We start from the raw sequence: 24,484 nt of genomic DNA on the forward strand, positions 1-24,484 counted from the left end.
CTACACCATCGTGTCGGTGATCGGCAGACCGAACGCATGGGTGCCGTACATCACGTAGGCGCGCTCGGCGTCGTTGGCCGCGTGCACGCGACCGGCGTGCGCGTCACGCCAGAACCGCTGCAGCGGAGTGCCGTTCGCGAGGGCGGTGGCACCCGACGCCTCGAACAGCTTGTCGATGGAGGCGACGGCCCGGCCGGTGGCGCGCACCTGGTCGCGGCGGGCGCGAGCGCGCACGTCGAAGGGCACATCCTCGCCGCGCAGCAGGTAGGCGTACTCGTCGGCGACATTGCCCGACAGCTGCCGCCAGGCGGCGTCGATGTCGCTGGCCGCCTCGGCGATCCGCACCTTGCCGAACGGATCGTCCTTGGCGTTCTCACCCGCATAGGCGGCGCGCACCCGCTTGCCCTGGTGCTCGACGTGGGCTTCGTAAGCGCCGTAGGCCATTCCGACGATCGGGGTCGAGATGGTGGTGGGATGGATAGTTCCCCAAGGCATCTTGTACACCGGATCGGTATTCTGCTCCAGGCCAGGCGCTTTCAGCTCGCTCATGGCACGGAAGCTGAGGAAACGGTGCCTGGGGACGAAGACATTCTCGACGACGATGGTGTTGGAGCCGGTGCCGCGCAGGCCGACCACGTGCCACACATCGTTGATCTTGTACTCGCTCCGCGGGATCAGGAACGAGCCGAAGTCGACGGGCTTGCCGTTCTTGATCACCGGGCCGCCGACGACCACCCAGTCCGCATGGCCCGAGCCCGAAGACCAAGCCCAGGAACCGTTCACGGTGTAGCCCTCGCCGTCCTCGGTCACCACGCCGGCGCCCATGGGCGCGTACGACGAGGAGATCCGGACGTCGGTGTTCTCGCCCCAGACCTCTTCCTGCGCACGCTGATCGAACAGTGCCAGGTGCCAGTTGTGGACGCCGATGATGCCCGCCACCCAGCCGGTGGAGCCGCACGCGCTGGCGATCTTGCGGACGGTGTCGTAGAAGACGACCGGATCGGCCGCGTAGCCGCCCCACTGCTTGGGCTGCAGCAGCTTGAAGAAGCCGGCGGTCTCGAGTTCCTTGATGGACTCCTCGGGGACCTGTCGCAGATCCTCGGCCTGCTGGGCGCGCTCACGCAGGGCCGGCAGCAGCGCCTCGACCCGCTCAACTACTTCTTGCGTCATCTCGCCAGTTGCTCCTGCCTGGTGCGGTGTTCATCGAACGCGGTGTTCGTCGAATGATCGGAAGCGGTCTTCGTTTGCCCCTGAGAGTAGAACACGTTCTTATTCCTGTCGAGAACGCGCTGCTGGCGCAGCTCAGAGCGCCCCCATCCTGGTAGTTGGTCCTATCGCTGGCCAACTGTCAGCCAATTTTGTAACGTGTTCTAGTACATCCATAGGAGGATCAACGATGGCGACAAGCGCCCAAGGGCCCCGCGGGAAGGTCCGCGAGATCGACGTGGGCTCGATGCCCACCCGGTACGCCCGGGGTTGGCACTGCCTCGGCCTTGCCAAGGACTTCCGTGACGGCAAGCCGCATGCGGTCAACGTATTCGGTACCAAGCTGGTCGTTTTCATGAACAGCCAGAACGAACTCAAGGTGCTGGACTCCTACTGCCGTCACCTCGGCGGCGACCTCTCGATGGGTGAGGTCAAGGGCGACTCCCTCGCGTGCCCGTTCCACGACTGGCGCTGGGGCGGCGACGGCAAGTGCACCGGCATCCCCTACGCGCGCCGCGTGCCCCCGCTGGCCCGCACCCGCGCGTGGATCACCTTGGAGCGCAACGGTCAGCTGTTCGTGTGGCACGACCACGAGGGCAACCCGCCGCCGGACGAGGTGACGATCCCCTACATCGAGGGCCCGTTCACGAATGCGGACGGCACCCCGTCGGAGGAGCGCAACGACGGCTGGACCGACTGGACCTGGCACTCGCTGCTGATCGAGGGCTCCAACTGCCGCGAGATCATCGACAACGTCGTGGATATGGCGCACTTCTTCTATATCCACTACGCCTTCCCGACGTACTTCAAGAACGTGCTCGAGGGCCACGTGGCCACGCAGTACCTGGAGACCAAGGGCCGCCCCGACATCGGCCAGGCCGCCGAGGCCGGCATCGATGTGCTGCTCAAGTCCGAGGCGTCGTACTTCGGGCCGTCGTACATGATCAACCCGCTGCTCAATATCTACAGCGGCTTCGAGGTCAAGACGGTCCTGATCAACTGCCACTACCCGGTCACCCAGAACTCCTTCATGCTGCAGTGGGGCGTCTCGCTGGAGAAGCCGAAGGGGCTGCCCGACGAGCAGGCCGAGGCCTTCGCCGCCAAGATGACCGAGGGCGTCTCCGAGGGCTTCCTGCAGGACGTCGAGATCTGGAAGCACAAGTCCAAGATCGACAACCCGCTGCTGACCGAGGAGGACGGGCCGGTCTACCAGCTGCGCCGCTGGTACGACCAGTTCTACGTGGACGTCGCCGATATCGATCCGAAGTCGGTGCAGCGCTTCGAATTCGAGATCGACACCTCCAAGGCCAATGAGGCGTGGGGCCTCGAGGTCGAGGAGAACCTGCGCAGGAAGCGCGAAGCCAAGGAGGCCGAGGCGGCCGCGCAGGCGGAGACCGCCGCCGAGGCCGACTCGTCGGAGGAAGCAGGAGTCTGATGACCAGCTGGGCGAAGGCACCCGATTTCGCGGACCGTCCGGAGCACCGGGAACAGGTGCGCGCCCAGACGGTTCTCGACAAAGAGCACTACATGGAATCGGGCATGACACCCATCGCGTGTCAGTCCTGCGGCACCGAGGTGCTGGTGCGCAAGCACTCCAGCAATCAGAAGACCGTGCAGTGGCGGACCAATCCGGCCGACCGCTGCCCGGTGTTCCAGAAGCTGGCCGAGAACGGGCCCGTGTTCGGGAAGCCCGATTCCTGCCCGAATCTCGAGAAGACCATCGACCACGCGGTGGCGGAGGGCCTTCTCGAAGTCGACAAGTAAGGCTGTCGCCCCACTCACTACTTCTTGCTACGTACCCGCCGCGGGAACCGCGGCGGGTACGAGATTTCAGAGTAGGAATGAGCCTCAGTCGAGCCGGAAGTCGGCGAAGTCGAAACCGGGGGAGACCACGCAGCTCACCAGGCTGTAGTGGTCGCCTGCCGGTCGGGCGGATTGGCTCACCCCGCCGGGGACCACCGCCTGGGGGCGCTGCCCCTGCTCGACATCGGGTCCGAGGACGATCTCCTCACCCCCGATGTTCAGCAGCAGGGGCCCACCCCGATGCCAGAACCAGATCTCGTCCGAGGTCACCGTGTGCGGCGCGGACTTCTCACCCGGCAGCAGCAGGAAGTAGATGGCCGTCGCGCTCGAACGCGGCCCGGCATAGCCCTCGGGCTCGAATTCGACTCCGCTGCGCCAGGTTTCCCGGAACCAGCCGCCCTCCGGATGCGGCTCCAGATCCAATTCCGCGGCCAGCTTCGGTCGGTCGTCGCTCATGGCCTCACTCTAGGGCCGCGCGGCCTAGGCTGGGCAGCGTGACGGACTGGCGCGCACGCAAGGGACCGATCGGAGTGCTGACGGGGGCCGGGATCTCGACGGACTCCGGGATACCGGATTTCCGTGGACCGCGCGGGGTTTGGACCAAGGATCCGATCGCCGAGCTGCTGTCGACCTACCAGAACTACGTGGCCGACCCCGAACTGCGGGTGCGGGCCTGGCTGGCGCGGCGCGACAATCCGGCCTGGAAGGCGACCCCCAACGCGGCGCACGAGGCGCTGGCCCGGCTGGCCGCGTCGGGGCGGCAGGTCGGGATCATCACGCAGAACATCGATCGGCTGCATCAGCGGGCCGGGTCCGACAGCGTGGTGGAGATCCACGGCAATATGTTCGAAGTCGTCTGCATCGACTGCGATTTCACCGATTCCATGGCCGCCACCCTGGAGCGGGTGGCCGCGGGCGAACCGGATCCCGACTGCCCGGACTGCGGCGGCATCCTCAAGGCCGGGGTCATCATGTTCGGCCAGCAACTCGACACCGCTGCCATCCGCGCCGCCGTCCAGATCGCGGAGACCGCGGAAATCTTTCTGGCCGTGGGCAGCTCGCTCCAGGTCGAACCCGCCGCGTCCATGTGCGCGGTGGCGGTGGACGCGGGGGCCGACCTGGTCATCGTGAACGCCGAACCGACGCCCTACGACGAGTACGCCGCCGAGATCGTCCGCGACCCGATCGGCGAGGCGCTGCCCCGGCTGGTGTCGGAGATCCTGGGGGACTGAGGGTTTCGTGCCGGGGACGGGTTTCAGCTGAACTTCGTCTTGGGTCGCGGCTGCAGTTCGCCGTCGAGCCAGATGTCGACCTTCTCGTTGTAGAACGACGCCAGCCCCGCGATCTTCTGGCTCTCCGGCAGCGGCGTGCGGTAGATCCACACCAGGTCCGGATGGCTGGTCTCGCCGAGCTGCACGTTCCAGTACTCGGCATGACCCTTGTACGGGCACGAGGTTTTGGTCTCCGACGGCCGCAGCAGATCCATGCGGATATCGGTGAGCGGCAGGTAGTAGCGCGGAGGCAGCCCGGTCTCGAACAGGATGTGCGGGGAATGCGAGTCGGCCAGCGTCTGGCCGTCCAGCTCCACGCGGACGTGCCGGGAGCTGACCAGGATGTCCACCCGGGTGTAGGGGTCGCGCGGGTGCACGTAGATCGGCTCGTCCTCCTCGAACCACTCGTCCATGGCGTGGAAGTCCAGCTTCACCAGGTCGCGCAGTTCCGGGATCGGCGAGTCGAGGTGGCGCACGGCCGCGCCCGCGGCGACGCCGCCGTCGGTCACGACGTCGAATTCGGTGCCCTCACCGCGGCTGGGGGAGGGCCGGGTCTTGCCGTTCGGTTCGAGCTTGGCCCGCAGGTCGTCGACCGGCAGGTAGTAGGTGGGGTAGTAGGGGACTTCCCATACCAGCGTCGGATGGACGGTGTCGGCGGCCAGGTGACCGCCCAGGTAGGCGCGCACCCGCTTGGCGCTCGGTTCGACGCGCACCCGGCCACGCTGTGTCTCGGTCATACCTCCCGACGGTACCCCCGGAATGGAAAAGCCTGTCGGCGAGCGGTTTTCGCGTATTCGTGGCATATCGACCGGAACCGGCCCCGGACGCGATTTTTATAGGCTGACCAGCCCCGATATGGTGTTCTGGCAACACTCGAGCAACACAAGAAGGTGGCGGTCAGATGTCGGAAACCGACAGTGCTCAACTGGCGGAGGCGAGCGGCGTCGAGCAGCAGCACCTGCGTACCGGACTCCGGCGCCGCCACATGACCATGATCGCCATCGGCGGCGCGATCGGCGCGGGCCTGTTCGTGGGCAGCGGCTCGGTCATCAAGACCGCCGGACCCGCCGCCATCCTGTCCTACGCGGCCGCCGGACTCGTGGTGCTCTGCGTGCTGCGCGCGCTCGGCGAAATGGTGGTGGCCCGCCCGGTCGCCGGATCCATGGGCGAGTACGCGCGTATGGCCATGGGACCGTTCGCCGGATTCACCGTCGGCTGGATCTACTGGTACCTCTACGTGATCCTGGTCGGGGCCGAGGCGGTGGCCGGCGCGGCCATCCTGGCCAACTGGATCGACCTCGACCAGTGGATCCTTTCCGCCGGACTGCTGGTCCTGATGACCGCGGTCAACCTGGTCTCGGTGAAGTCCTTCGGCGAGTTCGAGTTCTGGTTCGCCTCCATCAAGGTGGTGGCCATCGTGCTGTTCCTGGTCGTCGGGCTGGCCTGGGTGTTCGGGCTGTGGCCGGGCTCGCACGCCGGCTTCGGCAATCTGACCGAGCACGGCGGCTTCGCGCCCAACGGCATCGGCGGCATCTTCTCCGCCATCGTGGTGGTGATGTTCGCCTTCGGCGGCACCGAGATCGTGACCGTGGCGGCCGCGGAATCCAAGGAGCCGGGCCCGACCGTGGCCCGCGCCACCAACAATGTGCTGTGGCGGGTCGGCCTGTTCTACGTGGCCTCGATCTTCCTGGTGGTGACCATCTTGCCGTGGAACGACGCCAAGGTTCTGCAGAGCCCGTTCGTGAGCGCGCTGGACCACATCGGGATTCCGGCCGCGGGCACCGTCATGCAGGTGGTCATCCTGACCGCCGTGCTGTCGGTGCTGAACTCGGCCATCTACGTCTCCTCCCGCATGCTCTACGTCCTCACCCGCGACGGCGACGCCCCCGCCTCCCTGGTGAAACTCAACAAGCGCGGCGTCCCGGCCCGCGCCGTACTGCTCGGCACGGTCGCCGCGTGGGGCGCGGTCATCGCCTCCTACGTCTCCCCGGACCAGGTCTTCACCTTCCTGGTGAACTCCATCGGCGTGGTGCTGGCCTTCGTCTACGTGGCGATCATGTTCTCGCAGTTGCGACTTCGCGCCCGCCTACGCCGCGAGGACCCCTCGGCCCTGACCTACAAGATGTGGGGCTACCCCTACCTCAGCTGGGCCGTGGTGATCGCCATCTTCGCCGTCTTCGTGGCCATGGCCCGCAACCCCGACCAGCGCAACCAGCTCCTCGCCTCCACCGTCAGCCTCCTGGTGGTCATGGCGATCTACCCCCTACGCGCCAAACTCGGCCGCAAGGCCCCGGTCCGCGAGGTCGAGGTGCTGCACCACTGACTCGAACAGTCTGCGACACACGGTAATGCGCGCAGATTGGGGTGATTCCCGGCCAATATCAACAACACTCGAACGGGTATTCGATCCGATCGATATCGTGGGAACCATGATGCGTGCGTATCGGCTTCCGACTACGGCGAACCGAGAGAAACTCGATGCTGTCGCAGCGATACTGCCCTGCTGGCAACGCGGGTTGGTGCACGTGCAATACATCCAGGTCCGGAAGCTGAAGGCGGGAGTTACTCAGCTCGGGTGGCTCAGCCCAGAGGAAGCAAAGGCCTTGCCGCCCTACCTGTCACAGCGGCATTGGAGATCGGTTGTGAATCAGGTCAACGGGGCATTGGCATCTTGGCGGGGAAAGGCGAAGACCGGTCTGCGGGAAGTGATCCGGAGTCTTCACTTGCAGGATGAGGTGGTCCGTGAAGAGTTGTACCGCATCAACACCTACCAAGCCTGGTGGGCTGTGGACAACGTACTGGACATCAAGCGTGGCCTTGTTGTCTCGGACCAGGCGATTCGGGAATCGGCCAGGATCGCCGATGAGTGGTTGCGGAAGAACCCGTTTCCGAACCTCTCCGAAGTTCGCACCATGGCAATGGATGGACCGATAGCGGGCGTCTCGGTCTCGAACAACTCGGGTGCGGACTACTGGGTGAAGGTGTCCACCCTTGACAAGGGTAGGCCGGTCAGTGTGCCGCTCCAGGGCTATGACTATTTCAACAAGGCCGCTGGTCGAGTGCGTAACTTCTGTCAGGTCACTGTGAGCCCGGCTGGGCAAGTAACTTTCGCACTGGTGAAAGAGTCCGTGTCCGTCCGACCGCGTCGCACCGGCGAGACAGTCGGTCTGGACTGGGGATTGAAGAATATCTTCACCAGCAGCAGTGGAGAGTTGCTGGGGCGACGGCTCTACGGCTGGCTCTGCCTGCGTGACCGGGAGCTGAGCGATCTCGTCGCGACGTTGCAGCGTCAGAAGATTCGTCCGCGCGATTCGAAGCGCTTTGTGCGATTGAACCGGCGTATCCGCGAGTACGTCCGCAATGAAGTGGGTCGGGTCTTGAACCGGTTGGCGGACAGGGATATCCGCGAGCTGGTGGTGGAGGAGCTCGATTTCCGGATTGGCGGCCTCTCTACCAGGCTGAATCGGATCCTGCGTCGCGCGGGCCGTGCAGTGGTCAGAGCCAAACTCGACTCCCTCGTCGAGACGCACGGGATTATCGTTACCGAGGTCAACTCGGCGTACACGTCTCGCCGCTGCTCTGGGTGTGGCTACGTCGACAAGAGGAATCGGACTTCCCAGGAGCGGTTTGCGTGCCGCTTCTGCGGTAGGAAGCTCCTGGCCGATACCAACGCCGCTCGCAATATCCTCGGACGTTCCGAGGATGAGAACGGCCTTCGCGGTCTCGGCAAGGAGCGAGTCCTTGCGGAGATGGATCGAATGTTCCGCGCTAGCTGGCGGTTTGATCCGACCCTTCTCCGCGAGCGACCCACACGCGGTCGTAGTACCGCTACGTCGGAGACGACGTCAACCGGAGCGGAATCAATCCCAACGCTCCGGATACTGCCAGCACGCCATGGCTATTCGGTGGGCTTGATGACTACCGCGGTGCCATAGGCAGCTACTTCGCTCATGGTATTCGCGATCTCATTGCAGTCGAAGCGCATGGCGATGACCGCATTGGCCCCGAAGGCGATCGCATGTTGGCACATCCGCATGATCGCTTCGTGCCGCGACTGGTACAGGAGCTGCGTATATTCATGGATTTCGCCGCCGCCCAAGGCCCGGAACCCGGCCGCGAAGTTCGCGCCGAGGCCCCGGCTGCGCACGGTCAGCCCCGCGACCTCGCTGATCACCTTGGTGATCTCGTAGCCGGGAACGTCGTTCATGGTGGACACCAGGATCGGGAACTGCGGGCCGGGCGCCTGCTGCGGCTGGCTCTGTTGCGGAAACGGCTGGCCCTGCTGCGGGTACCCCGGCGGCGGCTGCTGCGGATACCCGGGCTGACTCGGTTGCTGCGGGTATTGCCCTTGTGGCGGCATGGGTTGATTCATGAGCCGGATCGTACGGGCTGGAATCGAATACGGACCGCACCCGGCGGGTGCGGTCCGCGAACAGTCGGCGATCAGTCGTCGCCGAGGGCGATGTCCTGGGCCTCGGCCACGGTGTGCGGGGCGGGGGCGTGGTCGTCCATGTGGCTCAAGAGCTTTCGGCCGGAGAACAGGACGGCGACCGCGGCGGCGGTGCAGGCCGCGCCGACCCAGAAGGGCAGTGACGCCTGATGTTCACCCAGCTTGCCCGCCAGGTAGGGGGCCGCCGCACCGCCCGCGAAGCGGACGAAGCTGTAGGCGGCCGAGGCGGTGGAACGCTCGACGGGGGCGGATTCCATCACGGCCTCGGTGATCAGCGTGTTGTTCACGCCGAGGAACAGGCCCGCGAGGATGGTGCCGACGACCAGGACCGGCTTGTGCTCGGTGAACGCGGCCATGACCGCGAGATCGATGGCGAACAGGGCCAGGGCGAGGGCCATCATCGGCACGGTTCCGAAGCGGCGCTGCAACTTCGGCGCGAAGACCACCGAGGACAGGGCGAGCAGCAGGCCCCAGCCGAAGAAGATGAAGCCGATCGAATAGGTGCCCATGTTCAGCGGGAACGGGGTGTAGGCCAGCAGGGTGAAGAAGCCGTAGTTGTAGAGCAAGGCGGTGACGCTGACCAGCAGCAGGCCCGGGTAGGTGAGGGCCTTGAACGGCGCGGTGATCGAGGTCGGCTTCGCCGGTTTCGGCGACTCCGGCAGCAGGATCGTCAGGCCGACGAACGCGACGGCCATCAGCACCGAGACACCGAAGAACGGTGCGCGCCAGGTGAAGTGGCCGAGGAAGCCGCCCAGCAGCGGGCCGGACGCGATGCCGATGCCCAGCGCCGCCTCGTAGAGGATGATGGCGCGGGCGACGCCGCCGGTGGCCGCGCCGACAATGGTCGCGAGCGCGGTGGCGATGAACAGGGCATTGCCCAGGCCCCAGCCCGCGCGGAACCCGACGATCTGCCCGACCGTGCCGGAACTGCCTGCGAGAGCGGCGAATACGACGATGATGGCCAGTCCCGCCAGCAGCGTCTTCTTCGCCCCGAAGCGGCTGGAGACCACACTGGTGATCAGCATGGCCACGCCGGTGACCAGCATGTAGCTGGTGAACAGCAGCGTCACCTGCGACGGTGAGGCGTGCAGCTGCTCGCCGATCGGTTTCAGGATGGGATCCACCAAACCGATTCCCATGAAGGCGATCACGGAGGCGAAGGCCACGGCCCAGACGGCCTTGGGCTGCTTGGTGCGAGTGGGTTCGGCGGTTTCGGGAGCGAGCGTCAGACTGCTCACGGGCATGTCCTCATCTACGAGACGGATTGAATCGCAGCTGCTTTCGATCGAGTTGCGAGATGCCGGTGTTCAGGCCCCGGCGGCCTTCAGGGCCTCGGTGAGGCCGTGCAGATCCCGCCGCAACCGGTTCAGCAGGGCCGGATCGATATCGGGAAGTCTTGCGGCGAGCGAGTTTCCGAGTTGCTCGCGGGCGGCGGCCAGCCGGTCCCGGCCCGCGGACGTGAGCTCGACGACCACTGCTCTGGAGTCGTCGGGATCCTTGGTCCGCCGGGCCAGGCCAGCCTCGGTCAGCCGAGCGATCAGCGCCGTTGCCGCCGGTTGCGAACAGCGGTCGATGCGCGCGAATTGACTGATCCGCAGCGCGCCGTACTCGTCGAGGGTCCCGAGGGCCCGCATGACGGCGTGCGGCAGATCGACGCCACCGACCACTCCGGCCAGGCGATTGAGCCTCGAGACGGCGACCACGATGTCGGCGAGACGATCCCCGGTGTCATCGGGGAGAAGCTCGGTTGCCTGCGTCAGCTGCACGCCATTGATTGTTGCATAAGCTAACTATGTATTTACATAGGCTAACGATCTTTTCCGGGTGACATGGGCCACAGACGGCGAAAGGCCCGTGCGCGTGGTGCGCACGGGCCTTTCGAAATCCCGGATCAGGCCGGTCGGGCCAGGGGGCGGGCGGGGGTGCCGAAGAGTTGGGCGTCGGCGTGGGCGCGTTTGAAGAAGAGGTGCGCGTCGTGTTCCCAGGTGATGGCGATGCCGCCGTGCATCTGCACGGTTTCGGAGACCACGGTGTTGAAGGTGTCGATGGCGTGCAGGCGGGCGGCCTGGATGTCGACGGGCTCGACCGCGCCTTCGGCCAGGCCCGCGATGGCGAGATAGGCGATGGAGCGGGCGGATTCGACGAGCACGTACATGTCGGCCATGCGGTGCTTGAGGGCCTGGAAGCTGCCGATCGGGCGGCCGAACTGCACGCGCGACTTGGTGTACTCGACGGTCATGTCGAGGCACTGCTCGGCCGCGCCCACCTGCTCGGCGACCACTGCCGCCCAGGCGATCTCACGCAGGCGGGTGACGTTCAACTGTCCCAGCGGACGGGCCGCGACCGACTCGAAGTCGATGCGCGCCAGCTTGCGGGTCGGGTCCTGGGTGACGACCGCGGTGCGGGTGACGCCCTCGGCATCGCCCTCGACCTCGAACAGGCCCTCGGCGGTCAGCACCAGGAGGGTGTCCGCGTGCGTGCCGTCGAGGACGTAATGGGCCGAGCCGGAAAGGGTTTCACCGGCGGCCTGGACTCCGAAGGAATCCCAGCCCCGCGCCCCGGCCCAGCAGAGCGCCAGCGTGCGCGAGCCCTCGGCGACCTCCGGCAGCAGCCGCTCGTTGGCTTCGGCGTTCCCGGCCAGCAGCAGTGCCTGCACACCCAGCACGGCCGACCCGAGCATGGGCGGCGCGGACAGCGTGCGCCCGAGTTCCTCGACCACCAGCAGGGATTCGACCAGCCCGACGCCGATGCCGCCGAATTCCTCCGGAATGGCAAGCGCCGCAACGCCGACCTGCTCGCACAGCAGCTTCCACAGCTGCTCGTCATATCCGCGCTCGGTCTCGATCCCGCGCCGCATGGCCGCGCTGTCGCCGTGCTTGGTCAGCACGGCACGCACGGTCGTGACGAGTTCCTGCTGTTCGGCAGTGAGGCTCATGCCTTCGCTCCCAACGTGTCGTAGTTGCTCATCATGCGACGTTCCCGGCGCGCAGGGCGGTCGCGATCCGGGCGCGGTGCTGGGCCGGGGTGCCCCAGGCCGAGCGCAGCGCGGTGACCTTGGTCAGCCACAGCGACAGATCGCATTCGGCGGTGTAGCCGATGGCGCCGTGCACCTGGAGGGCGATGCGGGCGGTCTGGTACGCCGCCTCGCCGCACGCCAGCTTGGCGGCGGAGATGTCGCGGCCGCGAGTCCCGCTGTCCGCGTTCGCCTCCAGTGTCAGCGCGGCCCGGTAGAGCAGCGGCAGCGCCATTTCCAGGCCGATGTGCGCATTGGCCAGGTGGTGCTTGATGGCCTGGTTGCGGCCGATCGGGGTGCCGAACTGCTGGCGCTGCTTCACGTACTCGACGCTGGTGTCCAGCAGCGCGCGGCCCGCGCCGAGCAGCTGCGCGGCGGCGGCCAGAGCGGCGGTGTCGAAGGTGAGATCGATTGCGGCGGAGACGCCTTCGCCCTCGGCGAGGGTCTCGCCCGCGGTCACGGTGAACAGGCGGCGGGCCGCGTCCACCGACGTGACCAGGTCACCGGCGGTGGCCAGGGAGAGGCGGTCGCCCTCGGCGATCAGCACCAGATCGGCGATATCGGCGTCCAGCGCGGTGGCAGCGCCCTGCGCCCGGCCCGCATTGGCGCCGGCCGCGGCGGTCACCGCGAGGGTGCCCAGCTGCGCGCCCTCGGCCAGCTCCGGCAGCTTCTCGGCGGCCAGCGCCGCATCCGGAAGCGCCTGCAGCAGTGCGGGAATCGCAGCCGCGGTCTCCACCAGCGGTCCCGGCACGGCGGCCCGGCCGATCTCGGTGAAGGCCACGATCAGCTCGACCGGGCCCGCGCCGAACCCGCCGTTCTCCTCGGCGACGGTCAGCCCCAGCGCGCCCGCCTCGGCCAGCTGGCCGATCAGCGCGCGCCCGGCGGCGGAATCGCCCTCGCCCCACGCCCGGACCAGGCCCGGGGTCTTGGCGGCCTCACCCATCTTGCGCAGGCTGGCGGCGAAATCGTTCTGTTCTGCGGTCAATGCGAATCGCATGTCGTCGTCCTCCCTGTGGCTATCGCGGCAGGCCGAGCAGGCGTTCGGCGATGATATTGCGCTGAATCTCATTGGTGCCGGCGTAGATCGGGCCCGCCAGCGAGAACAGGTAGCCGTCGGTCCAGACCGATTCCTGTTCCGCAGCCGCGCCGTGCAGGTCCAGCGCGGTCTCGTGCATGGCGATGTCCAGATCCGACCAGAACACCTTGTTCACCGAGGATTCCGCGCCCAGCTGACCGCCGTCGGCCAGGCGGGTGACGGTGGCCCAGGTGTTGAGGCGGTAAGCCTCCGCGCCCACCCACGCGTCGACCACGCGGTCGGCGATCGCGGTATCGGTCTCGTCCGCACCGCGCCACAGCTCGATGAGTTTGGTTGCGGTGGCGGTGAACCGGCCCGGCGCGCGCAGCGACAGCCCGCGCTCGTTGCTCGAGGTCGCCATGGCGACCTTCCAGCCGTTGTTGGCCTCGCCGATCACATCGGCGTCCGGCACGAACACATTGTCGAGGAAGATCTCCGCGAAGCCCGGCTCGCCGTCCAGCTGCGGAATCGGCCGCACCGTAATGCCTTCCGCGGTGAGCGGGAACATCAGGTAGGTCAGGCCCCGGTGGCGCTCGGCCTCCGGATCGCTGCGGAACAGGCCGAAGCCCCAGTCCGCGAACGAGGCCCGCGAACTCCAGGTCTTCTGGCCGTTGAGCAGCCAGCCGCCCTCGGTGCGCTTGGCGGTGGAGCGAATGCCCGCCAGATCGGAACCGGCTTCGGGCTCCGACCAGGCCTGCGCCCAGATGTCATCGGCGCGAGCCATTCTCGGCAGGATGCGGGCCAGCTGCTCGGGGGAGCCGTGCTCGAACAGGGTCGGCGCGAGCAGGAAGATGCCGTTCTGCGAGACGCGACCCGGCGCGCCCGCGGCGTAATACTCCTCCTCGAAGATGACCCATTCGGTCAGCGAGGCATCGCGGCCGCCGTACTCGGCGGGCCAGGCCACACACGACAGGCGGGCCTGCGCCAGCTTGGCCTCCCACGCCCGGTGGGCCTCGAAGCCCTCCTTGGTATCCATGGACGGCAGGGGAGTGGCGGGCACATTGGCCGCCAGGAACTCCCGCACCTCGCGGCGGAATTCCTCGGTCTTGGAATCGAATTCGAGATCCACTACTGGGCCCCATCCTTGGTAGTCGCGGCGGCCTTCATGGACTTGGCGTTCATGCCGCCGAGGGAGTCCGCACCGACCTCGGCATTGTGCGCGTGGGCGAAGTGATGCAGCCCGAACACGGAATCCATGCCCGCGCGCATGCCCATCAGGTCCTCGCACTGATTGACGGCCTTCTTGGTCAGCGCCAGCCCGAACTGCGGCATCTCCGCGATCTTCTCGGCCAGCGCGAAGGTCTTCGCCTCCAGCTCCTCGCGCGGGACAACGTGATTGAGCATGCCCCACTCGTAAGCCTGTGCGGCGGTGAAGCGCTCACCGGTGAACAGGATCTCCTTGGCGCGGCGCGGACCCAGCACCCACGGGTGTGCGAAGTACTCGACGCCCGGAATGCCCATGCGGACAACCGGATCGGAGAAGAACGCGTCCTCCGAGGCCACGATCATGTCGCAGGACCAGGCCAGCATGAGCGCACCGGCGATGCACGCTCCCTGCACCATGGCGATGGTCGGCTTGGGGATCTCCCGCCAGCGCCGGCACATGCCCAGATACACCTCGGACTCGCGCGCGAAGCGCTGGTCACCGCCGACCCGGTCGGTGTGGTCCCACCACAGTGCGGCCTGGTTCTCGTACTTGATGTGGTGGTCACGACCCGGCGTGCCGATGTCGTGGCCCGCACTGAAATGCTTTCCGGCGCCGCCCAGGACGATGACCTTGACCTCCGGATCCTCGACGGCCTTCACGAAGGCGGCGTCGAGCGCGTAGGTCATGACCGAGTTCTGCGCATTGCGGTAGTCCGGCCGGTTCAGCGTGACGACCGCGATCGGTCCCCGCTTCTCGTAGAGGACGACCTCGCCCTCGTCCGGGACAGGTCCCAATTCCTGGCTCACGCCTTCTCCTCACGTAGTTGCCGCTTGAGAACCTTCCCCGCGGCGTTGTATGGCAGCTCGTCCCGGAACTCCACGTACTTGGGCACTTTGAAGTTGGCCAGCTGGGACTTGGCGTAGTCGCGCACGTCCTGTTCGGTCAGGTCCGAACCGGCCCGGCGCACCACGTAGACCTTGCCGACCTCGCCCATGCGCTCGTCGGGCACGCCGATGACCGCGGTCTCGGCGACGCCGGGCAGCCGGGCCATGGTCTGCTCGATCTCGGCGGGATACACATTGAAGCCACCGGAGATGTACATGTCCTTGAGCCGGTCGGTGACCTTCATGTAGCCGCGCTCGTCGATGACGGCGACATCGCCGGTGTGCAGCCAGCCATCCGGATCGATGGTCGCGGCGGTGGCCTGCGGGTCGTCGAGGTAGCCCAGCATCACCTGGTCGCTGCGCAGCAGCAGTTCGCCATTGTCGGCGAGCTTCATCTCGAAGCCGTCGATGACGCGCCCGCAGGTATTGGCGATGGTCTCGCTGGAGTCCTCGGGACGGCACATGGTGCCGAAGCCGCCCGATTCGGTCTGGCCATAGGCGGTCAGCACCACGTCGAAAGTCAGCTCGCTGCGCAGTCTTTCGATGAGCACGACCGGCACCGTGGCCGCACCGGTGACGGCGACGCGCAGGCTGGACAGATCCGCCTCGGCGCGGCCCGGGTGATCGAGGATGGACTGATGGATGGTCGGCGGACCGGTGAGCACGGTGATGCGCTCCTCCTGGATGAGCCGCATCGTCTGCTGCAGGTCGAACACGGCCTGCGGAATGATGGTCGCCCCGGTGACCAGGCTGGTGAGAATGCCCGCCTTGTAACCGAAGGCGTGGAAGAACGGCGGCACGATCAGATAGCGGTCGTCGCTGTTCAGCGTCGCGCAGTCGGCCCAGGCCCGGGCGCTGGTCAGCACCTGGCGATGCGCGATGAGCGCGCCCTTGCTGCGTCCGGTGGTGCCCGAGGTGAACAGGATGTCCGAAAGATCGTCCGGCGACACCGATTCCGCGCGGGCGATGACTTCCTCGAGGCTGACCGCCTCGGCCAGCTTGCCCAGTTCCGACCACGCAATGACATTTCCCGGCCCGCCGGGGGCGTCCTCGACGGGCGCCTCACCCTCGACCGGGATCACGATGGTCGTCTCGATGCCCGCCAGATCCGGTGCGGCGGCCCGCAATTCGGCCAGCCGATCGCGGCCCAGGAACTCGCCCGCGATGAACAGCGCCTTGGCGTTCACCCGCGACAGCACATCCACCGTCTCGGCCGCGACATACCGCGTATTCAGCGGAACCACGGCCGCGCCGACATAGTGGGTGGCCAGCACCGCGGTCACCCAGTGGTGAGTGTTCGGCGCCCAGATGCCGATGCGATCGCCGCGTTCGATGCCGCGCGCGATGAGCGCCCGTGCGGTCTCACGCACCGAGTCCAGCAGTTGCGACCAGCTCAGTCGCACGGCACCGTCGCCGACGGCGGGCGCGTCACCATAACGGGTCGCGGCCTCGTGCAGAGCGAGCGGTGTGGTCTGCGGAGGAGATGTCACTGGGCGTCCTCGCTGTCCGGGAATGGGTCTAACAAAGCAAGTGCTTGGTAGGTTACTCTACCGACGTGAGCATGATCCAGACCCCCGAACCGGCCAGCGGGATTGAGCCCCCGGAGGATGCCGCATTCCGTACCGAGGTGCGGGAATGGCTGGCCGAGAACCTGAACGGCCAGTTCCGCGAGCTGCGCGGTCTGGGTGGTCCCGGGCGCGAGCACGAGGCTTTCGAAGAGCGCCTCGAATGGGATCGCGCCCTGGCTGCCGCGGGCCTAACCTGCCTGGGCTGGCCCAAGGAATGGGGCGGCCGCGACGCCACGCTGCGGCAGCAGGTCATCTTCCACGAGGAGTACGCCAAAGCCGATGCGCCGAGCCGGGTCTCGCACCTGGGTGAGGAACTGCTCGGCCCCACGGTCATCGCCTTCGGCACCGAAGAGCAGAAGAAGCGCTTCCTGCCGGGCATCCGCAATGTCACCGAGCTGTGGTGCCAGGGCTATTCGGAGCCGGGCGCGGGCTCGGACCTGGCCGCCGTCAGCACCTCGGCCCAGCTCGAGGGCGACGAGTGGGTCATCAACGGCCAGAAGATCTGGACCTCGCTCGCGCACCTGTCGGACTGGTGCTTCGTGGTCGCCCGCACCGAGAAGGGTTCGACCCGCCATCACGGCCTGTCCTATCTGCTGGTGCCGATGAAGCAGCCGGGCGTCGAGGTGCGGCCGATCATCCAGCTCACCGGGACCGCGGAGTTCAACGAGGTCTTCTTCGACAATGCGCGCACCGCCGCCGATCTGGTGGTGGGTCAGCCCGGTGAGGGCTGGAAGGTCGCGATGGGCACGCTCACTTTCGAGCGCGGCATCTCCACCGTGGGCCAGCAGATCCGCTACGCGCGCGAGCTCGCCGACCTCGAGGCCGTGGCCCGCGAGAACGGCGCCATCGAGAATCCGGTCATCGCCGATCGCCTCGACAAGGCGTGGGTCGGCCTGCGGGTGCTGCGCGCGCATGTGCTGCGCACCCTCGAGTCCGGCCACGACGGAGCCTCGGTCGATGCCCGTACCGCCGCCGGACAGGCGTCGGTGACCAAGCTGCTGTGGGCCAATTGGCATCGCGGACTGGGCGAACTGGCCATGGATGTGCTCGGCGCGCCCGGCCTGATCGCCGACGGCCCGGGCGATGACCTCAATGCCTGGCAGCGCATGTTCCTCTTCACCCGTGCGGACACCATCTACGGCGGTTCGAACGAAGTGCAGCGCAATATCATCTCCGAGCGCGTGCTCGGACTTCCCCGAGAGGCTCGACCGTGAGTGACCTTTCCATCGCCCCCGAAATCACCCCCGGCCACAACCTGCTCGCGGGCAAGATCGCGGTGGTGACCGCCGCCGCGGGCACCGGCATCGGTTCGGCCACCGCCCGCCGCCTGCTGTCCGAAGGCGCGGACGTGGTGATCTCCGACTGGCACGAGCGTCGCCTGAAGGAGACCGAGCAGGCACTGCAGGCCGAATTCCCGGACCGGCGAGTCGCTTCCGTGCCGTGCGACGTCAGCTCGACCGAGCAGGTCGACGCCCTGATCGCCGGTGCCGTGGCCGCCTTCGGCCGCATCGACGTCATGGTCAACAATGCCGGTCTCGGTGGCGAGGTGCCGGTGGTCGACATGACCGACGAGCAGTGGGACAAGGTCCTCGACATCACCTTGAACGGAACCTTCCGGGCAACCCGGGCGGTGCTCAAGTACTTCCGCGAGGCGGGCCACGGCGGTGTCGTGGTCAACAACGCGTCGGTCCTGGGCTGGCGCGCCCAGCACGGCCAGGCCCACTACGCCGCCGCCAAGGCCGGCGTCATGGCGCTGACCCGCTGCAGCGCGGTCGAGGCCGCCGAGTTCGGCGTGCGCATCAATGCCGTCGCCCCGTCCATCGCGCGGCACGCCTTCCTGGACAAGGTCACCTCCGCCGATCTGCTCGATCGCCTGGCCGCCGGTGAGGCCTTCGGGCGCGCCGCCGAGCCGTGGGAGGTGGCCGCCACCATCGCCATGCTCGCCAGCGACTACACCACCTACCTGACCGGTGAGGTGGTCTCGATTTCGAGCCAGCGCGCGTAATTCGGATTACCGGACCGCGCAACCGAATTAGTGCGTTCGGTTGATACGGAATGCTGTGCTTGCCGACACGGAATGCTGTGTCTTCAGGTCGCAGCTTTTCTCACTGCCGCGTCCCCTTCGGGGGGCGCGGCAGTGCGTGTTTTATTCGGGGCGGAAAATGGCTGGCGCGTTGAGGGTCTCCCTGTGCAATCCTGGTTTAGGCCGGTACCGCTAGTCGAAGGGCACGACCCATGGGTCCGGATCGCAGACAACAAGCAGCCCCAGAAGAAGCCCACGAGGAATTCGAACTCGAGCTGGTGCGTGAGGTCGTGCTGGCGCGCCGAAGGCTCGACAATGTCGTTCTGGCCGCACTGACTTTGGGTGCGGAATTACTGGACCACGACTCCGAACGCGCCACCGCCATGCGGGCGGCGCAGATCCTGGAACAACACGCCGTTGACGAATCCGACGTGGTGCGTGATCCGCGCGCCGCGTTGCGGCGGGACATGATTCGCGATCGCGATCGTGCCCGCCGTCTCGGCCTGTCGCGAGAGGCCGGATACGACGATTCCGAGGCCGATCGGCGGCGCCGGAAGAGAACCGCGCTGCTCTGCGAGGTGCGCGCGGATCTGCTGGAGGTGGTGCGCACCTGCCGTCGCCTGCGCTACGACCATGTGGCCTTCGCCGACGGCATCGCGCAGGGATTATGTGCTGCCACAGACAAGTTGGTGGTGGGCGCCGATATGGAGACATATCGGGCATGGCAGCGGGGGATGGTTCTCAAACTCATCGAGGAGCCCAATGGGGACGGCGGGCCGCCGCGGGTTATGGCCACCGTGGACGCCGGGCCGGGGCAGGAGCCGCTGACCGTGGAATGGGACAGTCCCGAGCGTCGCCTGGCGCTGGTGGCGCGGATGGCGCGGGCCGGAATCTCACCCGTGGTCATCTGCGATCGCCTGCTCGCCGACCTGTCGGTTTCCTCGCCGCTGCGCTTCTCGATGCGCTGAGACCGCTGCGGCGCGTGCCGCTACGTGGGAGCATGGTGGACCAAGCAAATGCTTGGTTGTATATTGGCGGAGTGACCCAACCTGACCCCTCCAAATCAGCACGTCGCAACGAACTGCTCGGCCTGGCCGCGAACCTATTCGCGGAACGGGGGCTGCGCGCCACCACGGTTCGTGACATTGCCGACGCGGCGGGGATTCTATCCGGGAGTTTGTACCACCACTTCGATTCCAAAGAAGCCATGGTGGATGAAATCCTGCGCGGGTTCCTCGACGATCTATTCGGACGCTACCGCGAGATCGTGGCCGCGGGCGTGCCCGCGCGCGACACGCTCGAAGCGCTGGTCGTCGCGTCGTACGAGTCGTTCGACCAATTTCACGCCGCCGTCGCCATCTACCAGGCCGAGGCCAAACGGCTCAGCGGCACACCGCGATTCGGCTACATCTCCGAATACAACAAGGAGTTCCGCGAGCTCTGGCACCGCGTCCTGACCAATGGCGTCGAGGACGGCAGCTTCCGGCCGGAGATGGATGTCGAACTGGCATACCGGTTCCTGCGCGACACCGTGTGGGTGTCGGTGCGCTGGTACCAGCCCGGCGGCCGGATCACCGTGGACAACCTCGCCAAGCAGTACCTGACCATCGTGCTCGACGGTCTCACCAACCCCGAGCAGCAATAACCAACTCTCGGGACTCTCAGGGGCTTCGCCCCCGAACCCCCTCGAGATTCGGGGGCTTCGCCCCCGGAGCCCCCAAAAGCTCCAGAACCACAACTTCACCACCGCAGTAGCAGTCAGTAGGAGTTCCCATGTCAGCACCGTCCCGCCGTCAATACTCGCCGATGCGTGAGGCGTATGTGATCGACGCCGTGCGCACCCCGGTCGGCAAGCGGGGCGGTTCGCTGGCCGCCGTGCATCCGGCCGATCTCGGCGCGGCGGCCATCAAGGGGCTGCTCGAGCGCGGCAATCTGGATCCGGCCGCCGTGGACGATGTGGTGTTCGGCTGCTGCGACACCATCGGGCCGCAGGCCGGAAACATCGCGCGCACTTCGTGGTTGGCGGCGGGCTACCCGGAATCGGTGCCCGGCGTCACCGTGGACCGGCAGTGCGGCTCTTCGCAGCAGGCCATCAGCTTCGGCGCGCAGGCCATCATGTCCGGTACCGCCGAGGTGATCGTGGCCGGCGGCGTGCAGAACATGAGCGCCATTCCGATCTCGGCGGCCATGCTGGCCGGGCAGGCCTACGGCTTCGACGCGCCGTTCGTCGGCTCGCACGGCTGGGACCACCGCTATGGCACCGGTGAAGTGTCGCAGTTCAATTCGGCCACCATGATCGCCGAGAAGTGGGACATCTCCCGCCGCGATATGGAGGAGTGGGCGCTGCGCAGCAACGAGCGTGCCCGCAAGGCCATCGTGGACGGGAAGTTCGATCGCGAGATCGTGCCGGTCGGCGATTTCTGGATTGACGAGTGCCCGCGCGAGACCACCCTCGAGAAGATGGCCGGGCTGCAGCCGCTCGCCGAGGGGAGCCGCATCACCGCCGCGCTGGCCAGCCAGATCTCCGATGGTTCCAGCGCCACCCTGCTCGCCTCGGACTGGGCGGTCGCCGAATACGGCCTCACTCCCCGCGCCCGCATCCACCACGTGAGCGCGCGCGGCGCCGACCCGATCTACATGCTCACCGCCCCGATCCCGGCCACCAAGTGGGCGCTGGAGAAGACCGGCCTGACCATCGACGACATCGACGTCATCGAGATCAACGAGGCCTTCGCCTCGGTGGTGCTGGCCTGGATCAAGGAAACCGGCGCCAACCCCGACAAGGTGAACGTCAACGGCGGCGCCATCGCCCTCGGCCACCCCCTCGGCGCCACCGGCGCCAAGCTCTTCGCCTCCCTCCTCAACGAACTCGAGCGCGTCAACGGCCGCTACGGCCTGCTCACCATCTGCGAGGGCGGCGGCACCGCCAACGTCACCATCATCGAGCGCCTGGGTTAATCCAGCCCCGAGCGCCTTTCGAAGCCACACACCGAGTTCCGGTGTGCGGCTTCCGCGTTCATGAGGCGCAGGAGTTCAGGCGGCCTGTCGCGCAGGATGCCGAGGGCGATGGGCGCGAAGTTGCCGATCCCACTCGGCATTTCGCGCAGCGTGCTTAGCCTGTGCGCATGACGACATTGGGGGAGGGGCGGTTCGAGGACGTGGCGCGTAAGGCCCGGCGCGTGCAGGATGCCGTCGAGCGGGTGCGGGGCCGCGCCACGGTGGCGGGCGTGTGCATCGAGGTAGCCGCGGATGGGCGGATCACGGGACTCGAGCTACCAGATTCGACGATGGCGCAGGCGGTTTCGCGCGCGCACGAGCAGGCCCTGGCGCACGCGTGTGAACAAGCTGCCGACCTGCGTCGCGAACTAGTCGACGATCCGGTCGTCGCGGCCGCGGCGCGGCGTTTCGCGTGGACTGCGGCCGCCGCCTCGAATAGTCCCGCGCCGCAGGCGGACTCCTTCGCTCCGCCTGAGGACTCGTCGAACCCCTATGCGCTCCCGGCCGCCGTGCGGCGTCGCTACGGCGTGGACTGAGATGGCCATTGTGCCAACGGGCGGGCTGTTGGCCGGAATCAGCTGGGTTGGCTGGGTACCGGTCGGTCGCTCTGACGTGTGGGCGCGGGAGCTGGGGGTTTGCTCGGATTAGGATGTCCGCGATTGGGTTCGGACCTACGGGAGAAAGCGGGCGGTTGATGGTGTTGGGTGTCCGCTGGACAGTGCATGGGGATGGCAGGACGCCCGCGCCGGGCGCGGTGGTGCGGCCGGATGAGCGGTTGTCGTGGCCGCGGACGTTCGGACTAGGGGCGCAGCACGTCGTGGCCATGTTCGGGGCGAGCTTCGTGGCTCCGGTGCTGATGGGGTTGGACCCCAATCTGGCCATCATGATGTCGGGTGTGGCCACGGCGATCTTCCTGCTGGCCACGCGCGGACAGGTGCCCAGTTACCTCGGCTGTTCGCTGTCGTTCGTGGGTGTGGCGGCCGTGATTCGGGCCCAGGGCGGAAGTAGCGCGACGGTTACCGGGGCGTGCCTGGCGGTCGGTGCGGTGCTGTTTCTGATCGGTCTGGCGGTGCAGCGGTTCGGAGCGCGCATCATTCACGCCGCCATGCCGCCGGTGGTGACCGGCGCGGTGGTGATGTTGATCGGCTTCAATCTGGCCCCCGTCACGGCCTCGACCTACTGGCCGCAGGATCAGTGGACGGCGCTGCTGGTCATGCTCTTCACCGGTCTGGCCGTGGTCGGATTGCGCGGATTCTTCTCGCGCATCGCGATTTTCCTAGGCCTGGTGTTCGGGTACGGGCTGTCGTGGGTGCTGGACCGGGTGTTCGGGAAGATCCACTCGGCCGACGGCAGCGGGAAGGTCGTCGACCACTGGCGACTGGATCTCTCCGGTGTGGCCAAGGCGGATTGGCTCGGGCTGCCCACCTTCCACGCGCCCTCGTTCCAGTGGTCGGCGGTGCTGGTGGCGCTGCCCGTGGTGATCGCGCTGGTCGCCGAGAACGCCGGGCACGTGAAGGCGGTCGGCGAGATGACCGGCGACAACCTGGACGGCAAGCTCGGCACCGCGATCGCCGCCGACGGCGCGGCGTCCATGCTGTCCACCGCGGTCGGCGGCCCGCCCAACACCACCTACTCCGAGAACATCGGCGTCATGGCCGCCACCCGCGTCTACTCGACCGCCGCCTATTGGGCCGCGGCCTTTTTCGCCCTGCTCTTCGGCCTGTGCCCGAAGTTCGGCGCCATCGTCGCCGCGATTCCGGGCGGCGTGCTCGGCGGCATCACCGTCATCCTCTACGGCATGATCGGCCTGCTGGGCGCGCAGATCTGGACCAATGCCAAGGTCGACCTGCGCAATCCGCTCAACCTGGTGCCCGCCGCGGCCGGGCTGATCATCGGCATCGGCAACGTCAGCATGAAGTTCACCGACAACTTCACCCTCAGCGGCATCGCCCTGGGCACGCTGGTCGTCATCACCGGCTATCACGTGCTGCGCTTCTTCGCGCCGGCGCACTTCAAGGTGGAGGAGCCCCTGCTGGACGAGGGCACTTCCTCCTATGACGAACCGAGCCGGGACGAATCAAGCAGGTAGCGAACGGGGTTCGGCCTCGGTGTCGTCGTTATCGTCCTCGAGTTGCTGCTCGGCGTAGGGCAGTTGCAGCACGTACCAGGAGTGTTCGTTCGAATACTCCAGGTACTGCGAGGCTTCCGGGTCGCAGGCCAGGCCCTCGACCCGGGTCCACTGCCCGTCACCGGAGGCGATGGTGTCGGTGTAGCGCACGTGCAGGTGGCCGTGGAACAGCACGGCGGGCCGCAGCGCCCGCACCACGCGCTCGATGCGGTCCTGGTTGGGATAGCACTCCGGCTTGTCCTTGCGATTCCACTTCGGCTGCGAGGCACGCGGTTTGTCGTGGGTGAGCAGAATGTCCACCGGTGAGCTGTCCGCTTCGAGCAGGGCGGTCAGCTCGTCGTCGGTCATCTCCTCCTCGGGAAACCAGAGCATGCCCGCGGTCTCCTGCGTCCTCGCGGAGCCGTAGCGCCGCCGCTGCGCGACCAGTTCGGCCTTGCGCGCCTCCCGCGCCAGCCGCCAGCCCTTGTCGGTCGAGCGCGCCCCGCCGAAGGCCGCGAACGTGGTGCCCTCCCAGGTCCACCGGTGCCCGCGCGGGGCGTACCGCAGATGCTTGCGGCACACCAGGAATCCCTCGTCATCGCGGTTGTCGTCGTACAGCTCGTGCAACAGGGAGCTCTTGTCGTGGTTCCCGTCCAGGAAGTACACGATCACCCCGGCCCGCTTGGCCGCCTTGCCCACCACGTCGAAATACCGCCGCCCCGAGGCCATGTGCTCCCACGCCCCGAAATCCCCCACGACGAACACCTTCGAGCACTGTTCACGCACCGCGGTACGCACCAAGGTGAGCGCGTGCGCGGTGTTCCCGTGCAGGTCTCCGGCTATCAGGACGTTCCCCATGCGCACATGGTGACACCCCCGCCCCCGATCGGCATCCGCATTACGGCCCGCCACGCCCGCCCCGCCCGAATTAGGCTGACCA

25 protein-coding genes are annotated in these 24,484 nt (G+C 67.1%); 12 read left to right on the forward strand and 13 right to left on the reverse strand.

Features of this window, described 5'->3' with window-relative positions; translation table 11 throughout:
- Complete coding sequence (gene hsaA, locus ON43_RS02550) at positions 1 to 1,170, reverse strand: 3-hydroxy-9,10-secoandrosta-1,3,5(10)-triene-9,17-dione monooxygenase oxygenase subunit (RefSeq protein WP_040803054.1); 1,170 nt, start codon at positions 1,168 to 1,170, stop codon at positions 1 to 3.
- A gap of 226 nt (positions 1,171 to 1,396) precedes the next feature.
- Here hsaA and ON43_RS02555 point away from each other — a divergent pair, with 226 nt between their 5' ends.
- Positions 1,397 to 2,641: a 3-ketosteroid-9-alpha-monooxygenase, oxygenase component gene (locus ON43_RS02555; protein WP_040803056.1), complete on the forward strand. Its 1,245-nt coding sequence runs from the start codon at positions 1,397 to 1,399 to the stop codon at positions 2,639 to 2,641.
- Positions 2,641 to 2,970 carry a hypothetical protein gene (locus tag ON43_RS02560; protein ID WP_040803058.1) on the forward strand — a complete coding sequence of 110 codons (330 nt, stop codon included), beginning with the start codon at positions 2,641 to 2,643 and terminating at the stop codon, positions 2,968 to 2,970. The genes ON43_RS02555 and ON43_RS02560 overlap by 1 nt, the downstream gene beginning before the upstream one ends.
- Positions 2,971 to 3,054: 84 nt before the next feature.
- On the opposite strand, the gene ON43_RS02565 is transcribed toward ON43_RS02560, so the two are convergent.
- Positions 3,055 to 3,465: a cupin domain-containing protein gene (locus ON43_RS02565; protein ID WP_040803061.1), complete on the reverse strand. Its 411-nt coding sequence runs from the start codon at positions 3,463 to 3,465 to the stop codon at positions 3,055 to 3,057.
- A gap of 38 nt (positions 3,466 to 3,503) precedes the next feature.
- Between ON43_RS02565 and ON43_RS02570 the strand changes: the two genes are divergently transcribed.
- Positions 3,504 to 4,241, forward strand: coding sequence for an SIR2 family NAD-dependent protein deacylase (locus ON43_RS02570; protein WP_040803065.1), 738 nt, complete (start codon positions 3,504 to 3,506; stop codon positions 4,239 to 4,241).
- Between the two features lie 23 nt (positions 4,242 to 4,264).
- Here ON43_RS02570 and ON43_RS02575 read toward each other — a convergent pair whose 3' ends face one another.
- On the reverse strand, positions 4,265 to 5,017 hold the full coding sequence (locus tag ON43_RS02575; protein WP_040803068.1) for a DUF427 domain-containing protein: 753 nt from the start codon (positions 5,015 to 5,017) through the stop codon (positions 4,265 to 4,267).
- Positions 5,018 to 5,181: 164 nt separating this feature from the next.
- On the opposite strand from ON43_RS02575, the gene ON43_RS02580 reads away from it, so the two are divergent.
- Both ON43_RS02580 and ON43_RS02585 read left to right on the forward strand, forming a co-directional pair.
- Positions 5,182 to 6,603, forward strand: a complete 1,422-nt coding sequence (locus tag ON43_RS02580; protein WP_218003192.1) for an amino acid permease — start codon at positions 5,182 to 5,184, stop codon at positions 6,601 to 6,603.
- A 106-nt stretch (positions 6,604 to 6,709) separates the two neighbouring features.
- The gene (locus tag ON43_RS02585) at positions 6,710 to 8,215 is read left to right on the forward strand and encodes a zinc ribbon domain-containing protein (protein ID WP_040803070.1); all 1,506 of its coding nucleotides are present in this window, start codon (positions 6,710 to 6,712) and stop codon (positions 8,213 to 8,215) included.
- On the opposite strand, the gene ON43_RS02590 is transcribed toward ON43_RS02585, so the two are convergent.
- The 8 genes from ON43_RS02590 to ON43_RS02625 form a co-directional block, all read right to left on the reverse strand.
- Positions 8,179 to 8,652: a YbjQ family protein gene (locus ON43_RS02590; protein WP_040803072.1), complete on the reverse strand. Its 474-nt coding sequence runs from the start codon at positions 8,650 to 8,652 to the stop codon at positions 8,179 to 8,181. The genes ON43_RS02585 and ON43_RS02590 overlap by 37 nt on opposite strands.
- Before the next feature lie 71 nt (positions 8,653 to 8,723).
- On the reverse strand, positions 8,724 to 9,968 hold the full coding sequence (locus ON43_RS02595; RefSeq protein WP_040803163.1) for an MFS transporter: 1,245 nt from the start codon (positions 9,966 to 9,968) through the stop codon (positions 8,724 to 8,726).
- A gap of 69 nt (positions 9,969 to 10,037) precedes the next feature.
- A complete protein-coding gene (locus ON43_RS02600; protein ID WP_086007872.1) occupies positions 10,038 to 10,496 on the reverse strand; it encodes a MarR family winged helix-turn-helix transcriptional regulator in 459 nt (152 codons plus the stop codon).
- A 125-nt stretch (positions 10,497 to 10,621) separates the two neighbouring features.
- Positions 10,622 to 11,665, reverse strand: a complete 1,044-nt coding sequence (locus ON43_RS02605) for an acyl-CoA dehydrogenase family protein (protein ID WP_040803073.1) — start codon at positions 11,663 to 11,665, stop codon at positions 10,622 to 10,624.
- Positions 11,666 to 11,696: 31 nt separating this feature from the next.
- Positions 11,697 to 12,740 (reverse strand): acyl-CoA dehydrogenase family protein, encoded by a 1,044-nt coding sequence (locus ON43_RS02610; RefSeq protein WP_040803076.1) that lies wholly within the window; start codon positions 12,738 to 12,740, stop codon positions 11,697 to 11,699.
- Positions 12,741 to 12,759: 19 nt separating this feature from the next.
- On the reverse strand, positions 12,760 to 13,887 hold the full coding sequence (locus tag ON43_RS02615) for an acyl-CoA dehydrogenase family protein (protein ID WP_040803077.1): 1,128 nt from the start codon (positions 13,885 to 13,887) through the stop codon (positions 12,760 to 12,762).
- On the reverse strand, positions 13,887 to 14,771 hold the full coding sequence (locus tag ON43_RS02620; protein WP_040803078.1) for an enoyl-CoA hydratase: 885 nt from the start codon (positions 14,769 to 14,771) through the stop codon (positions 13,887 to 13,889). Before ON43_RS02620 ends, ON43_RS02615 begins: the two co-directional genes overlap by 1 nt.
- Positions 14,768 to 16,339, reverse strand: coding sequence for a FadD3 family acyl-CoA ligase (locus ON43_RS02625; RefSeq protein ID WP_040803081.1), 1,572 nt, complete (start codon positions 16,337 to 16,339; stop codon positions 14,768 to 14,770). Before ON43_RS02625 ends, ON43_RS02620 begins: the two co-directional genes overlap by 4 nt.
- A 71-nt stretch (positions 16,340 to 16,410) precedes the next feature.
- Between ON43_RS02625 and ON43_RS02630 the strand changes: the two genes are divergently transcribed.
- The 5 genes from ON43_RS02630 (at position 16,411) to ON43_RS02650 (ending at position 21,398) form a co-directional block, all read left to right on the forward strand.
- Positions 16,411 to 17,631, forward strand: coding sequence for an acyl-CoA dehydrogenase family protein (locus tag ON43_RS02630; protein WP_051177813.1), 1,221 nt, complete (start codon positions 16,411 to 16,413; stop codon positions 17,629 to 17,631).
- The gene (locus tag ON43_RS02635) at positions 17,628 to 18,422 is read left to right on the forward strand and encodes an SDR family oxidoreductase (RefSeq protein ID WP_040803082.1); all 795 of its coding nucleotides are present in this window, start codon (positions 17,628 to 17,630) and stop codon (positions 18,420 to 18,422) included. The genes ON43_RS02630 and ON43_RS02635 overlap by 4 nt, the downstream gene beginning before the upstream one ends.
- A gap of 230 nt (positions 18,423 to 18,652) precedes the next feature.
- Positions 18,653 to 19,408, forward strand: a complete 756-nt coding sequence (locus tag ON43_RS02640; RefSeq protein ID WP_040803084.1) for a hypothetical protein — start codon at positions 18,653 to 18,655, stop codon at positions 19,406 to 19,408.
- 71 nt (positions 19,409 to 19,479) lie between these two features.
- Positions 19,480 to 20,085, forward strand: coding sequence for a TetR/AcrR family transcriptional regulator (locus ON43_RS02645; RefSeq protein ID WP_040803086.1), 606 nt, complete (start codon positions 19,480 to 19,482; stop codon positions 20,083 to 20,085).
- Between the two features lie 161 nt (positions 20,086 to 20,246).
- Positions 20,247 to 21,398 carry an acetyl-CoA C-acetyltransferase gene (locus ON43_RS02650; RefSeq protein ID WP_040803087.1) on the forward strand — a complete coding sequence of 384 codons (1,152 nt, stop codon included), beginning with the start codon at positions 20,247 to 20,249 and terminating at the stop codon, positions 21,396 to 21,398.
- On the opposite strand, the gene ON43_RS44580 is transcribed toward ON43_RS02650, so the two are convergent.
- Positions 21,395 to 21,538: a hypothetical protein gene (locus ON43_RS44580; protein ID WP_157513875.1), complete on the reverse strand. Its 144-nt coding sequence runs from the start codon at positions 21,536 to 21,538 to the stop codon at positions 21,395 to 21,397. The two genes, ON43_RS02650 and ON43_RS44580, sit on opposite strands and share 4 nt — an antisense overlap.
- 27 nt (positions 21,539 to 21,565) lie before the next feature.
- On the opposite strand from ON43_RS44580, the gene ON43_RS02655 reads away from it, so the two are divergent.
- Entirely contained in the window at positions 21,566 to 21,973 is a 408-nt protein-coding gene (locus ON43_RS02655) for a hypothetical protein (RefSeq protein WP_157513876.1), read from the forward strand.
- A 158-nt stretch (positions 21,974 to 22,131) separates the two neighbouring features.
- The gene (locus tag ON43_RS02660) at positions 22,132 to 23,526 is read left to right on the forward strand and encodes a uracil-xanthine permease family protein (RefSeq protein WP_040803089.1); all 1,395 of its coding nucleotides are present in this window, start codon (positions 22,132 to 22,134) and stop codon (positions 23,524 to 23,526) included.
- Here ON43_RS02660 and ON43_RS02665 read toward each other — a convergent pair.
- Complete coding sequence (locus tag ON43_RS02665; RefSeq protein ID WP_040803092.1) at positions 23,515 to 24,402, reverse strand: metallophosphoesterase family protein; 888 nt, start codon at positions 24,400 to 24,402, stop codon at positions 23,515 to 23,517. The genes ON43_RS02660 and ON43_RS02665 overlap by 12 nt on opposite strands.
- Positions 24,403 to 24,484 lie beyond the last annotated feature (82 nt).

Origin of the sequence: Nocardia concava NBRC 100430, assembly GCF_000308815.1 — a bacterium.
Taxonomy (GTDB): Bacteria; Actinomycetota; Actinomycetes; order Mycobacteriales; family Mycobacteriaceae; genus Nocardia; species Nocardia concava.